The following is a 13,421-nucleotide window of genomic DNA, read 5'->3' as shown; positions in this document are numbered from 1 at the left end:
TAATAACCCTCTGTAGAGCAGCGCCAAAGGGGGAGCAATCGCCACCACCAGCAGAAACCGATACATGCCCCCTGCAACCGGAAGCACCGCATAGACTCCAAACACTATCAGCACTCCCCCACCGGCAAGCAGTACCGAAAGGATAAAGGCATATTCAATCGTCTCAACTGGGGAACCAAGGACGACTATCTTATCAGCGAAAAAATAGAACTTTTGCCGAGCCTTCAAAATCCTTGAATACCGCTCTATCCCCATTCCTGCCACTGGCTTTGAGTAGTAGACCGAGAATGCAGCCAGGGCATAACTTACCAAATGTGATCCAAATAGCTCATAGGAGAGCATCAGGGCACCATAGAAACCGATGGCCCACGGCATCAGACTAAGTAACGGGTTCATGGTGCAACCTCCGAGCAATGAGCGTTGAGAATGAAATGAGATTCCCAAAGGAGAAGAGAACACAGACCAGGACCGGAAATACGTATCCAAACGAACCCCAGACCAGGGATGCCATACCCCAAAGAATGGCTCGGACAACTCGCCAGTAGAGAGGCAGTATCCTCCGTGCATTCTCGTGAGCACTGGCAGCTATGCTCGACACCAAGACCACCGACAGCAGGTACAGCACCTGGGGCAATAGTGACGCAGGGTGGACCAGGACCAGGGCAGCTATCAGCACCACTGCCGATGCAGCCCCGTAGAATAGCGATCTATTGAACCAGGTTTTTAAGCCCACCAGAGCATGTACCGCTATCAGCGCCAGGGATGCCCCATAGCCGTGATGGAGGTAGAACCCAACAGGCACAGACAACGCCAGCAATAGAGCACTTGGGAGCCGTTCAAATGCTCGTTTCGGTGGGGTAAGGGTTTGATCTTCATGCTTTAGTTCATTATCAATGGTTGAGAAAACTTGTAGATCTCCCTTTTCCTCAAACTCTTGTACCGATTTATCGGTAAGAAGCCAATTCAGCACCAGGGTGTAAATAAAGGCCAAAACTGAGCCCCCGATCAGGGTATAGACCGTAATCACTACCTTGTCCCACCCGTACAAGGTCAGCGGTGTAACCAGTGGGAATAACTGGTAGAGGTAGAAGTAAATCAGAATATTTCCTCCTATAAGCGCCAGCGTCCACAATGTCGCCAACTCATACAGGGGTAGAAATGCTCGGTACTGTTCAAAAGGTAGGATTTCTCGAAAGTGGTGAAAGTGACGTTCCAGCTTTATAAGTGCCTTTTCATGGGCGATCACACCCTTAGCAGGGATGCTACCAAGGACGAGGCCGACAACAGCGACAATAAAGGCTAGAAAAGGCGAACGGGAAAGCGTAAAGGTTTGCCAGTGGGCAAACCATCCGGCTACAAGCACTTGCGTGGTAGTTATTGCGATGGCTTGCGGTTTACCCACTGGAGGAACCCTCCCTGCACGACAGTTGCTCAGGACTGATGAAGGGATTTTTAATGTGCGCCCTTCCGTTCACCTGTGAGTATCAGAATAGGGAGCAGTGCAGCAGGATTGCAAAGCTGCACCACTCTGCACCACTCAATAGAACCCTTATAAAATAAGGATTATAGAGAAAGCACCACTCATTTTCTAGAGAGGTAATATTTCAGACAAATTGAAGTCAGCAGAGACGAAGGAGTAGCCCTCACTATGAAAGGTTCAAGACATCAATAGGAATATTATGTTCTTTCATAAATTCATCTGTTAAATGCCCATGACTGCGCTCTATAGCAGCTATTCCTTCTGGACTATTCCTTCCAAAAACCTCTATTGCATGTGCTGCATATTTTCTTTTTAGTTCCGGCGAATCTAGATCAAGAAAAGCAACACCAGCACCATGCATCATCATCGGGTTTTCGTATAGCTTTTGAAGATTCCCAGCATGAACTAATTCAGGATGCTCTAAACCAATGCGATACATCGCTTCAAACGGTGCAACTTGAGCAGCTTCCTTAAAATCCTCCGCCAAAATAGAGCCACGAATAACTCCATTTACTGCTTCCATTAATTCTTTGCCCTCAAGCCTTGGAATATCGGTACTAACTACGGTTCCCTGCTCTATTCTTTGGCCACTAGGTATCAGCCCATCAGCACTTACAGAGCCTTGAACGCTTCCATCATTTTGTTCCAGTTTTGATACAGCACCAATCATTCATAATCCCTTAAAAAACTAGGCTTTCTAACCTCATGAATTACAATATTTTCAGTCTCTAAGATAGTAATGATGCCAAATCCGCAAAGGGGAACCGGAAGACCTGAAAGAATAGTCGTCCCACGGCTCATTATTGAAGCGGTATGTCTATTGTGGAAAAACCATGATGGAAGTATCCAACAAACACAAAATGAAAAACTCATTGATAAGTGTGGTGATTTTGACATTATCTGGGATAAAAACAATAGAGTTTTTGAAATAGAGACAATCAAAATCAATAATTTTGGAACCTACTTAAAATCTCTCCCAAAATACTCAACGAACGATTTTAGTAGTGATGAAATCATCTGGCTTTATAAGTCCCCTCGCTACTCGCAAGCGATTAGGTACCTAGAAAAGCTCCAACTAGTCACTATCGAAGAAGCACAAAGAGATTCCCTTAGCGGATCAAGCAAAGGAGGTGGAGGACCAAGGACCAATAACCTCATCTTCTGTCTTGGCCCTTTTCCTTCTGAGAAGACTAAAGAATGCCTTGCCCACTTTGAGGAGGTATTACGCACAGGAAGTAACCCGCTCGTTCCCGAGAATACAGCACCAGCGAAGAAGGAGGAGCCCCCGGAGGTAAGAAGCCCGCTAGAGATGTCCAATGGGTTTCCCGCTGCTCCAGAAGGTTCCTTTGTTGGGGTAGTTCGGACCAATGACCTTGAGGCAATCCACCAGCACGTAACCAGCAGTAGAAAGCCACTTGCGATCACCGGCATGGGTGGTATCGGTAAATCGACCCTAGCCAGAGAATACCTACTGACTTACGCGGAGCACTACCCAGGGGGAATCTGTTGGGTACCTGCCTACAGTGGAGAGTATGACCTAGACCAAGAAGCGAGAGACCTGGAGCTAAACTCTAGAGTTCACAGCATCGTTGAAGACTTTGGCCCCATCCTCGGCATTACCGTTAACCCAAAGATTACCGATGCAAGAACCAGGATGCGGGAGGTCTGGAGGCAGCTCCCAGACATCCCCACTCTATTCATATTTGACGATATGAAATCTGCCGGTCAATTCAAACCCTTTCTCCCCTCTCCCCCCTATGACCAGAAACAGATTTTCATGCTCTGCACAAGCAGAATGATGGAGTTTGGCACACTGATTGATACCTACCCGCTAAAGCTCCCTAGTGTTGACGATGCACTCACTCAGTTAAAAGCGATAGTTGGAGCAGAGCGAATCGAAAAAGAGGCAGATGTAGCCGTGTCTCTCCTTGGAGCAGAAACTACAGATAGGCTTCCGCTTGCGGTGTTACTGCTTGGGAGCTATCTCAATGTGAAAGCGCATGACCCACTGATAGACACTCAAGAACGATTATGGAGGATTCGCCAGGAATGGACCCCAGGCAGTAAGACCTATATCGGGGATGCAGCTCTAGAAGATATTGCAGAACTTACCGATGCTCAGAAAGGCTTACGGGCAATCTTCCAATTAACTTGGAACTGGCTCCCAGAAGCAATACAGCAAGTTGCAAAGATTATCCCGCTTTTTTCATCGTCCTTTGTTGACTGGGAGGCTGTAACGGCAGCGCTCAGCAAAGGATATGAAGCACTCGGATATGAGCATTTAAGCCCCGTTAATCAGGAGACCGCAGAGGGAGCATTAACCCTACAGAGCCTCATAACAAGAACCTTTGTAGAAGAAGGCACTAAGGCATACACCTATCATCAACTCATTGGTGAATTCATCCGCAGTGAAACCACCAGAGCAGATGCAGAGCAATGGCTTTTCTTTGTCGAGAATGAGGCAATAAGAGAAACATTAGAAACTGTTCCAAACATCAGAGAGGGAACCCCGAAAGAGGAGATAACCAAATACGCAAGAAGGGCAAGTGTTCTAGGAGTTGGATACAATCGAACGGCATTACTTGAAGGGGAAAACGTAGCGCTTGTTATTTCCCTTTCCTACTTCTATGCAAGAACATTCGGGACAGACCCCGCAATAAGAATTCTTGAGGAAACTAAATTCAAGATTGCCTCAACCAGTGCTGAAAATAGGGGGATATTTTACACAGCAGCAGCACAGTTCTATGAATTCCTCATCAAGGGGGAACGGGTAAGAACTGAACTATCTCTCTATAACAATAAGGTTAATCAATACTTTGAAACCGCTCTACTTATTCATAAAAAAGAGTATGGAGAAGACCATATAAAGGTTGCAGAAACGCTCTACTTTATCGGGGAAAGTTATACCAAAAGGAATCTTGTGAATAAGGCCGAAATGCTCAAACGGGCAGAGGCATGTCTTTTAGAATCTCTAGAAATACAAAAAGTTACGTTTGGCGTTAATGCACTAATCCTTACTAAGACATTCGTACTTTTAGCCGATATATATATATCTCAAGAACGCTTCAAAAAAGCCCTGCTAATTCTTAAGAGAAGCCTAGAAATAATCAATCAACAGCCTGAAGAAAACGCTAATACAAATTACTTTAAGTATCTCTGCATAGGAAAAATATCTACCACTTACCTCTCCCTATCACTGTTTGCTGATGCTGAGCGCATGAGGATAAAAGCTATACAGTTAATCAAACACTTTCCCCAAGCATCAAAGGCGGAAGAATTTGCATCCTGCTTCTATAGCCTTGGTATCATCTATCACCTTGCCCAGGATTGGGAAAAGACGATCCTATCGTTCAAAATTGCCCTCAAGCTATATAAGAGCGTTTATGGAGACTATCACCAGGTAGTTACTCAGCTACTAGGCCATTTAGCAATGACCTACTTCGGAATACAAGATGATGAGAATGCAGTAGAAACCTATCTTGAGGTAGTTGAAGTTTCAGAAAAAACCCCCTGGATAGGCCCAGATATTGTGAACCGTTGCATCATTGGACTCGCTGAATCTTACCTCGTACAAGCAAAACACCATCATGCTGAACGAATCCTAAAAAAAGTCCATCATAAGACCGCTGGAGATAAAATAATTCTCCTTGGATTTGAGGACAATATGACCGAGTACCACAAGGTTCTAGAAGGGATAAGGCAGCTTTACCAGCTAGAAGAATGGATGAAAAAACAGGGAATGACCCCTAAAAATAATATGGATGGATTTCCAGAAAAAGTAGAGCCTTAATCCGGGGCTCTCTCACCACGTAATAAGCCAGAAACGCTGATATCTTCATCAGCAGATTCCCAGTGAATACCAAGACCATTCCCTATCAATCTCCATTGATTTTGCTGCTCCTTTGTAGCCGAATTTAGACGGGGAAACCAACAGAGGGGAACATGCAGCTCACGACCATCAACCAGATACACGACTAACTTTGATTCAGTGAAGGATACGTTGATAGCTTGATTACAGTTACTACCATTCATCTCTAATCCTTCTCTGCTCAGCCACAGGATCCCCGCTCCATTTGAGCCGACCAACTAAGTCTGAAAAGTCGTAATTATTCTTCTTAGTCTGCAAAGATGGCACCGCTATTTCAACATCAAAAACACCGGCAGTTAAGGACGTTTTCACGTTCACTTCTAGTTGCCCATCCGCATTGACTGTAGCTTTTGTTTTTATGATTTTCATGAGAATAAATTCACATGAATAAGCCTATCAATCAATCTCTCTATCTTCCCTGAGCAACCCCCTTCACCTGTGTATAGCCCTTCTTTTCTCGAACCTCTTGAGAGTCAGCAGACTTTTTATCCACCGCTCGAAGCACTTCAGAGCCTTTCATCTTCACTACTGCTTTTTGCTTCTCACTACTGCCGAGCAGAGAGCGATCCACTCTCCTGTATTGCGCTTTCGGGTTCCCATATTTCACCTTTAGAAACTCATCAGCAACAACGTTTCCTACCTCTGTTGTTCTTACTGCCCGCTCCCCTCTGCTGACCTCACCTGCCATGGTTTCACGGGGCTTCTCCTTCCCCTGGACCCTATCAGCAATGGCTTCCTTTGCAATCCTGTCAGCCCTTCTATCTTCTAGGGATTTACGCCCAATGGAGTCTTTCACCAACTCTCTTTTAACCTCTGGATTTGAAGCCCTCATTACTGCACGAAAGCGTTGCAACTGCTTTGAGTGTAGCGACTGCCGAAGCTCATGCACTTTCTGACGTGCTGCCACGGCTTGATCCAATACTGCTTTAGCCCGCTCCTTAGCAGCATTCTTCATTGCCTCTAATTTCATCTGAGTTGCAGCTCTATTCATGTCTGCTTGCGTAGCCGTTTCCACCGAGTAACGAACCGGCTTAAGGTCCACCAGGTGTCCCCGTTGCCCCTTGGGTGGGGCCTGTTCCCGTGATGGGGTTATCTGCATCTCTAAATCACCTGGGGAATAGCCACCGGCTTTATCTGCTCGTTGCTGCCACTCTGTCTGAAGCTGGCCCTTATCCACCGGTGGACGCTTTACCTCACGGGTATCCAGTACAGCGATATGCATCGCCTTTCCCGTAGGTTCAATCTGCTGCTCCTTTAGGTGGGCCTTCGACTGTTTTGATCTAGTGGAAAATTCGTCTACAAGCTCTTTATCAACGGCTACCAACTCAAAGGATTTCCCATGCCGTAGCTCAACCTCACGGGTTTGAACGTTCCGATCATGTAACTCACGTTCGAGAGAACCAAGGTATATCCCCCCTATCCTATGGTGATCATGAAAATTATGCGTTGCATCCAGTGCCCCCCACTTACCGTTTTCACGGAGCCCAAAGTTGAACTGCACTAGATGAGCATGGAGGTGGGGCTCATTAGCCCTATTGGTATCGTGATCTGCAATAAGAAATACTGGCTGCACCGGCTCCTGATTTTTACCCGCTGCCCCAGTGCGAGTAGTAGCACGTTCTGAAAGGTAGTCCATAACGTCCTGGGTGGCCCGTTGATGGCAGATAAGCAGTTCCGCCCGCTGCTCATCAGTACCAAAGGCGTAGGCCAGGGAGAAGCTCTTGGGGGCATTGAGCACATGGTCATAGGCAGGACGGGCCTTTAACGTCTCCTTTTCCCCGGTTTTATGGTTCGTCCGCTGCCGATCCTGCATCCGCCGAAGCTGATACTCACCATCGGGACTCATTCCTTCAAAGAGTTTCTTCACCCGTGGATCGTCAGCCGTTACCCTATCCTCATCAATACCGAGGTACTGAGCCCCGGAGCCAGCAAAACGAGTCATCGGCTGAGCCTGTTCATGCTCTGGCTCATCGATGATATTTGTGCCCCCTGTGTAGTAGTGGGCATGGCCTCTAGTTAAACGCGAAAGAGTTGCAACCATTCACCCATGGTGACACAGAAAAAACTGTTGCATCACCATTGCACTGAGATTACAGACCAGTTGCAGCAATGATTCTAATGTTTTATTGATTCCCTCAGACGAAAATAACCGATAATATATTTACAAAGGTCTGGTATGCCTGAGATATGCAGGTTCTTAGGGATTGTGATTTACATGTACTTTAATGATCATTCGCCACCGCACTTTCATGCGGAATATGGCTCGAATGAGATTTTAGTAAATATAAATACCCTTGAAATCATGGAAGGTAACTTCCCAAGAAGAGCAAAAAATCTTGTCATGGAATGGGCGATGGAGCACAGAGAAGAATTACGGCAAAACTGGGAAAGAGCCGCTAACCGTAAACAGTTACACAGGATAGAACCGCTAACTTAGTCACAAATGCATAACTGGAAAGTCATTGAGGTAAAAATAAAAGAAAAATACACTATTCACCTTACGTTCCTTGATGGGACAACAGGGGAAATCGACCTAGAACCACTACTATATGGGGAAATTTTTATCCCGCTCAAAGATCCAAAATATTTCCAGCAACTTCAAATCGTCGGATCGTCCATAGGCTGGCCTAATGGTGCTGATTTTGCCCCTGAGTTTCTCTATAAAGAGGTTAAAAACTCTCGACAACCGTAAAGTTTCGAGAGTTTATTCAACTTAGTCTAATCAACTACCCCAGCATCAAATACTACTCACTTTTTTAGCTCCTGTAGAAATCGACAAACTAGAGATTACTCTCTGTACGAATAGGTTGTTCAACTGGAGGAGAAATTAGGGTCGTTATGTAAAACCCTAAATAAACTATAGACGACAGAAACAAAATACACCCAAGACAAATAGCTAAATAATTTGGAGAACTAGAACTGGTATTAGCACTTTCAGAAAAGTTGGATCGTGCTAGTGGCCTTGGCTCTTTTGGTTCTGATGATACTAGTGGCTTTGGTATTGAATTAAAACGATTCAATCGCCCCCAACGCCATGCACGATCATTATGGTTAGTTGTAGATCTTCTTACTACATACTGATTAGAATGGGAAGAACCCAATCTTCTTCTATGTGGACTATTAGGCATGGTCAATTAAACCGCTAGGTTTGATAGAACTTTGCTTAGGCAAAGAAGGAGGAATACGGAATAGCATTCGCCATTCTTTGCCCAAAAGCTTTACAAAAAGCTATGCAAATACTGACTGAATTCAGGTGCTCTCAAATAACCAAGAATATGATGAGGATCATCATTTTTGTCACTGGCAATGAGAACATCTTTTACAGCAACATTGCTACTGTTTGGACTATAGTCGTTTGATAAATTGACGTCGAAACATACAGGATCACGAGGATCTGAGAAATTCTGCCAATTATTTACACAAGAAGGAGTTCTTAGCTTGCCGTGATTAGATTGTAAGAGCTTGCTCTTAATAAACAAATAACCCAGTGGAGAGCCCAAAGTAACTAAATGCTCTACCTTTATAGGTGGCAGTGTTTCATCTCGACCTATCTCACGCAAAACTTCATATGCGATAATAGAGCCCATTGAGTGAGATACTAAAAATATCTCTTTATCCCGATGTGCAATAAGATCATCCTTGAGAGTTTGCATTACCTTTGATTTACGCTTTGGATCTGAGAAATAATCACTCAAATCTTTCATTCCTGTATTAAAAGCTCCGTCAAGAATTCCTCCCTCTCGCTTGAAAAGGAAGAAATCTAAGGCTTGATAAAGCAGCCATCCCCCTTTTTTCTCTAAAAATGCTGCGACATCATCAGAAACGGCATGTCTAGTTTTCTCAATGAGTACATCAAATGAATCCTCCCCAATTCTATGGAGAAAGTTTATTTTTGCTTCCTCATATCTTCTAATAGATCCATCTTTAGCAGGCTGATATGTCAGGTCATTACTTGCCTCTTCAAAAGCAATATCAGAATAATACGCCATCTCAAAAGCAATATCATTACCTAACTCATAACCATACTGCTTGGACAATCCCTCATTAATTGCTTTCTTCCAAATATCCTTATACAAATCCTCTTTAGGCTTAATGTCACGCCCATGGACTGCAATAATTACTTTAGACATTGATCGTTTTCCTCACCAATAGGATATGACTAAAAAATTAGTCAAAACTGAATTTCATGAGAATGATGGATGAGAGAACCTTACATCCAAGTCACTCTTCGTAAGTTGGACACTTAATATCCTAGTCAATTTACTCTTTGATACACAGTCCCCCATGAAGGGTACTCTAAGGTCTAATCAAAAGACTTCAGTTATTTATCTTGAGCCCTTAAATTTGAAGTATAAAAACATACTTCAAATAACTATCCCCTTGCGATAATCACTGTAAAGTGACGAGCAAAATTAATCACTTCTTGCTAAGACACTTACGCAATTGGACTATATTCACGAAAGTATTCTGACAAACTAGCGGTGGTCACACTAAGTAGTACAACCACCACTAACTTACAGCCCCCTATCAGATGATAGTACTGCCACGCTTACCACGAATACTCTTCATGTGCTTGACAACGGTGTTCATAGTTATGAAAAGCCGCTGACTAATTTGACTACGGGATAGCCCCTGAAGGCAAAGCGCCCAGACTTCAATTTCACGCGGAGTAAAGTTGTATCGGCACGCATCACACAATGCCCGCTGATTCATGGTTTGGCTAACGTTTTCAAGCTTCACCAAAAGACAGTGCGAAAGGTTATCCCCCAGATAAACCCATTCAGCATTGATAGAAATTTGGACACCGTTATCCAGCATAACTTTTTCAAACATCTGCAACGGCTGTCCTGGAAACTCAATACGGCTATCCATTAGAAGCTCATAAAGCTTTATAACCTGATAAGGCAATGAAATGGATTGCTGACTAGCTGACTGCCTCTCCGCTTGTAGCAATAGACAGAGCTGTCGAGCTTTAGCGGTACTCTGAATAAGCTGACCTGACTTATCAAGTAAAAGGAAGCCTTGAGAAGGCTGCAAGTGCCCCAGAAACATCTTAAAAGCTGCCAGATAATCCTGAGTATTAGGAAAATCTGATAAGGATGCGGAATCCTGTGAATCATCATTGTAGAAGACTGTATCCGGTAATGAATTTGCCGGGTCAGATCGACTAGCGATAGCTATTTGCACGGTAATAAATCCCTGATTATTAAACAGTACATGCAATGAGTTGGGATGCTGAACGTTTCAAATCAGCGCAAACCAAGAGCAAACAATCAATTTCCTTTGGTCCGACTCATTACGATTAATAAGATATATGCCGTTCTTAAAGGTGGACACCCTCATCTATAAGAACTGAAAAATAAAGGTTTGAAGCTTTTTACAGGCATCCAATCTGCCTGTAAAAATGAGGTGTACTACTACTATTAGTTAGTAGCGAATAGATCTAGAGTGATCTAGTATGAAGTGGTATGAACTTTTAGATAAATCCCCTTATTTCGATTCCGTGGAGAATTCGTCACTATGATTGGTGTGCTCACCCCTGAAGAAGTCGCAATATGGTTTCCGCCTGATCGCCAAAAACGCTATGCTCGGCACATTACTGGACAACGAAACCTAAGCCCTATTCAAGCCAAATATTTCGTTAAATTGTGGGGATACGCCTACCTCAAACGAAAAGGACCTCCCTATGAGCCCATTCAAACGTTAGATAATAATCTCTATAACTTCCCTTTTCCTTTTTCTCAGGATGATGCATGTAAGCTGTTCTACGCCGAAAAGGAAGACGGTGGAACACCTCGTGCTGCGGGGCTTATGCTTAAAAAATTTGCAGATGATAAGAGAGATAAATTGATTCAATACCAACGATTTGAAGGTACTAAAACAGAAATCACGCTAAATATACCAAGCGAATTCGAGCTACCGAATATAGATCCAGAAGATACAGTTTATGCCGATGAGTTTGATCGCCGCAGGGATATACTACCTGTCACGAAAGCATTGAAAGAACTGTACAGCATTAATCCAAACGTCTCCGAGGCTGAACTAGAGTTCAATATCAGGCGTGGTTTACGAAATTGGTCTAAGCGTTACCCAAAAGGAATGCGAGTCATTAGACGTGCATCAGACAAAGAAGCCATTGGCTTCTTAACGATTATGCCAGTTGATCCCGAATCAGAACGTCAATTTTGTTTAGACCCTGCTGAAAGTCTTCATCTTAGTCAGTTTTCCTCTACAGACAAAGACCCAATCAAAATTGCAGCTGAAAATGACCAAGATTGCTACATTGCCTACATTCGTAGCTGGCAAATACAACGTGGTCTATGGACGAGAGATAATATTCTCGCATTAATAGAAGAGACAAAAAAGACCTTACAGCTTATCCATAATGATTATCCTGAGCTAAGTGAAATATACAGCATGACAATTCACCCCCGGTTGGGAGCCCTGGCAAAAGCTATTGGCTTTGCAACAACATCTTTAGGCAGTGCAACAGCTCTCAGTTGGCTTTCTATTCACTTAGATACATTTCTTGCGATCAATAGCGAGGAAATTCTTTCTACCTTCACCTATGAAGAATAGCTAATAGCAGCTGCCATTTCTAAAGCTGAAGTGGCGGCTGCTATTACCGTTGCTGGGGAAGAACCTTGAGTTAATGCCCCTCCTGAAGCAGCAGTAATGGAAGGAACTTGACCCAATGCAATACAATCCACTCCTACACCCTGCGAACACTCCGCTAGAATCGTCCCAGACATATCAGCACCTGTTACTGACCTAATACCAGGAAGGCTTGCTGGAAACAGTAACTGGCTCGGTCCCAGATTTCCGGCCGCCGCGAATACTTGAATACCATCTTTGGCAGCGGACTGTACCGCAGCTTCGATTAGACGAGATGGGCGAGTCCGGCCCAGGGGCAACGCTAAGATATCCACTTGCTGCTTAATGGCCCAATAAATGCCATGGGTGATATAACGCTCAACGTTACTAACTGATGACGACTTTAGAACCTTTCCTAAGAAGATCTTAGCATCTGGAACTAAGCCAAAACGACCGACTAAGAGGGATAGCATCTGGGAACCATGGCCCGTACTGTCTGCTAAGCTCCCGCCACCTGTCAAATCTTTTGCAATAATGTCTATCCCAGAAAAAACTGGATGATTCCATTTATAGCCACCATCTAACAACGCAATACGGACACCTTTTCCCTTTGAATCCTCCCAGGATGACTTCCAAATTAGAAGTCGATCATCAGTATTGCCCTTACCAAATTCTCTTAAATGAGCAAGTAACTTAGTCCGATTGATATCGCTTGAAAGAGTCATTGTTTTTAGAATAGGAATTCCGCACTTCCTAAACAGTTAGATCTTTTGACAAGGAGCTATCAATAAGATCGAGCCGAACTTTTAAGTCATCTGAAATATTGTTTGCTGTAGCCATTTTGCTCTTATCTGGCCAAACTGTTTTATCGTCAAACTGAATGTTCTTAAGATTCACTCGGTCTAAATCTGCATCCTGAAGATTAGCGCCTCGAAGATTTGCATTTTCAAGATTTACATCTTTAAGATGGGCTCCTTGAAGATGTACTTCTTGCAGATTTGCTCCCTTGAGATCCGAATAATCAAAAGTAGCTTCTTTAAGACGAGCATTCGTAAGGTTTGCACCCTCAAGATGAGCCCCTTCAAGCCTCGCATTATATAGGTGAGCATCTTCAAGATTTGCAAATCTAAAATTTGCTCCATTAAGATGGGCATCTTGAAAATATGCATCCTTAAGATTTGCTCTTTCAAATTGAGCTTTTCTTAAGTTAGCCCCTTCAAAGTGAGCCTTTTCAAGGTGAGCATTCTTGAAACTCACTGCTTCAAGCTGGGCTTTCTGGAGAGAAATCTCAGTAAGCTCAACGCCATCAAGTTGAGCATCTTTAAGATTGAGTTGTAACTTACTAACTATCTCTGCTTCTGCTAAAAAGCTGATAACACTACTCTTTCGGACCAGATCATCATTAAACTGTCTCAATATTGCTAGAGTTCTAGCTCTAATAATATCTAAGGCTACTTCCAATAGATCCTCGTCTTCAGG

At 43.8% G+C, this 13,421-nt stretch carries 14 protein-coding genes; 4 read left to right on the top strand and 10 right to left on the bottom strand.

Going from position 1 to position 13,421, the window contains the following annotated elements; all coding sequences use genetic code 11:
• From AAGA18_15155 to AAGA18_15145, 3 genes are all read right to left on the bottom strand, one after another.
• The coding region (locus AAGA18_15155; GenBank protein MEM9446679.1) for a hypothetical protein at positions 1–396 on the bottom strand (396 nt) is incomplete at its 3' end.
• Positions 380–1,402 (bottom strand): hypothetical protein, encoded by a 1,023-nt coding sequence (locus AAGA18_15150; GenBank protein MEM9446678.1) that lies wholly within the window; start codon positions 1,400–1,402, stop codon positions 380–382. The genes AAGA18_15155 and AAGA18_15150, both read right to left, overlap by 17 nt.
• A 244-nt stretch (positions 1,403–1,646) precedes the next feature.
• Positions 1,647–2,150 carry a hypothetical protein gene (locus AAGA18_15145; protein MEM9446677.1) on the bottom strand — a complete coding sequence of 168 codons (504 nt, stop codon included), beginning with the start codon at positions 2,148–2,150 and terminating at the stop codon, positions 1,647–1,649.
• Between the two features lie 72 nt (positions 2,151–2,222).
• Here AAGA18_15145 and AAGA18_15140 point away from each other — a divergent pair, with 72 nt between their 5' ends.
• The gene (locus tag AAGA18_15140) at positions 2,223–5,270 is read left to right on the top strand and encodes an NB-ARC domain-containing protein (GenBank protein MEM9446676.1); all 3,048 of its coding nucleotides are present in this window, start codon (positions 2,223–2,225) and stop codon (positions 5,268–5,270) included.
• On the opposite strand, the gene AAGA18_15135 is transcribed toward AAGA18_15140, so the two are convergent.
• From AAGA18_15135 to mobF, 3 genes are read right to left on the bottom strand one after another with little or no spacing between them, the layout of a single operon-like run.
• Positions 5,267–5,512, bottom strand: a complete 246-nt coding sequence (locus AAGA18_15135; protein MEM9446675.1) for a DUF2442 domain-containing protein — start codon at positions 5,510–5,512, stop codon at positions 5,267–5,269. The genes AAGA18_15140 and AAGA18_15135 overlap by 4 nt on opposite strands.
• On the bottom strand, positions 5,502–5,717 hold the full coding sequence (locus AAGA18_15130; protein ID MEM9446674.1) for a hypothetical protein: 216 nt from the start codon (positions 5,715–5,717) through the stop codon (positions 5,502–5,504). Before AAGA18_15130 ends, AAGA18_15135 begins: the two co-directional genes overlap by 11 nt.
• Positions 5,718–5,757: 40 nt before the next feature.
• On the bottom strand, positions 5,758–7,389 hold the full coding sequence (mobF, locus tag AAGA18_15125; protein ID MEM9446673.1) for a MobF family relaxase: 1,632 nt from the start codon (positions 7,387–7,389) through the stop codon (positions 5,758–5,760).
• 135 nt (positions 7,390–7,524) lie between these two features.
• On the opposite strand from mobF, the gene AAGA18_15120 reads away from it, so the two are divergent.
• Entirely contained in the window at positions 7,525–7,785 is a 261-nt protein-coding gene (locus tag AAGA18_15120) for a DUF4160 domain-containing protein (protein ID MEM9446672.1), read from the top strand.
• A gap of 6 nt (positions 7,786–7,791) precedes the next feature.
• Positions 7,792–8,040, top strand: coding sequence for a DUF2442 domain-containing protein (locus tag AAGA18_15115; protein ID MEM9446671.1), 249 nt, complete (start codon positions 7,792–7,794; stop codon positions 8,038–8,040).
• 526 nt (positions 8,041–8,566) lie between these two features.
• On the opposite strand, the gene AAGA18_15110 is transcribed toward AAGA18_15115, so the two are convergent.
• Together AAGA18_15110 and AAGA18_15105 are read right to left on the bottom strand one after the other, a co-directional pair.
• On the bottom strand, positions 8,567–9,478 hold the full coding sequence (locus AAGA18_15110; GenBank protein ID MEM9446670.1) for a hypothetical protein: 912 nt from the start codon (positions 9,476–9,478) through the stop codon (positions 8,567–8,569).
• A 397-nt stretch (positions 9,479–9,875) separates the two neighbouring features.
• A complete protein-coding gene (locus tag AAGA18_15105) occupies positions 9,876–10,535 on the bottom strand; it encodes a helix-turn-helix transcriptional regulator (protein ID MEM9446669.1) in 660 nt (219 codons plus the stop codon).
• Positions 10,536–10,868: 333 nt separating this feature from the next.
• On the opposite strand from AAGA18_15105, the gene AAGA18_15100 reads away from it, so the two are divergent.
• Positions 10,869–11,927, top strand: coding sequence for a hypothetical protein (locus AAGA18_15100; protein ID MEM9446668.1), 1,059 nt, complete (start codon positions 10,869–10,871; stop codon positions 11,925–11,927).
• Here the strand turns inward: AAGA18_15100 and AAGA18_15095 are convergent.
• Together AAGA18_15095 and AAGA18_15090 are read right to left on the bottom strand one after the other, a co-directional pair.
• Entirely contained in the window at positions 11,915–12,667 is a 753-nt protein-coding gene (locus tag AAGA18_15095) for a S8 family serine peptidase (GenBank protein MEM9446667.1), read from the bottom strand. The two genes, AAGA18_15100 and AAGA18_15095, sit on opposite strands and share 13 nt — an antisense overlap.
• 28 nt (positions 12,668–12,695) lie before the next feature.
• Positions 12,696–13,421 (bottom strand): pentapeptide repeat-containing protein (locus tag AAGA18_15090; GenBank protein MEM9446666.1); only part of this gene is annotated, 726 nt, incomplete at its 5' end.

It is taken from the genome of Verrucomicrobiota bacterium (genome assembly GCA_039192515.1).
Classification (GTDB): domain Bacteria; phylum Verrucomicrobiota; class Verrucomicrobiia; order Methylacidiphilales; family JBCCWR01; genus JBCCWR01.
The sequence above is the reverse complement of the archived record's forward strand: the minus strand, read 5'-3'. Positions and strand labels throughout refer to the sequence as shown.

Excerpts from the sequence above, each read along its gene's own strand:
- AAGA18_15130 (MEM9446674.1), bottom strand. The coding sequence starts at position 5,717 with ATGAAAATCATAAAAACAAAAGCTACAGTCAATGCGGATGGGCAACTA.
- mobF (MEM9446673.1), bottom strand. The coding sequence starts at position 7,389 with ATGGTTGCAACTCTTTCGCGTTTAACTAGAGGCCATGCCCACTACTAC.
- AAGA18_15145 (MEM9446677.1), bottom strand. The coding sequence starts at position 2,150 with ATGATTGGTGCTGTATCAAAACTGGAACAAAATGATGGAAGCGTTCAA.
- AAGA18_15095 (MEM9446667.1), bottom strand. The coding sequence starts at position 12,667 with ATGACTCTTTCAAGCGATATCAATCGGACTAAGTTACTTGCTCATTTA.
- AAGA18_15100 (MEM9446668.1), top strand. The coding sequence starts at position 10,869 with ATGATTGGTGTGCTCACCCCTGAAGAAGTCGCAATATGGTTTCCGCCT.
- AAGA18_15110 (MEM9446670.1), bottom strand. The coding sequence starts at position 9,478 with ATGTCTAAAGTAATTATTGCAGTCCATGGGCGTGACATTAAGCCTAAA.
- AAGA18_15115 (MEM9446671.1), top strand. The coding sequence starts at position 7,792 with ATGCATAACTGGAAAGTCATTGAGGTAAAAATAAAAGAAAAATACACT.
- AAGA18_15140 (MEM9446676.1), top strand. The coding sequence starts at position 2,223 with ATGCCAAATCCGCAAAGGGGAACCGGAAGACCTGAAAGAATAGTCGTC.
- AAGA18_15135 (MEM9446675.1), bottom strand. The coding sequence starts at position 5,512 with ATGAATGGTAGTAACTGTAATCAAGCTATCAACGTATCCTTCACTGAA.
- AAGA18_15120 (MEM9446672.1), top strand. The coding sequence starts at position 7,525 with ATGCCTGAGATATGCAGGTTCTTAGGGATTGTGATTTACATGTACTTT.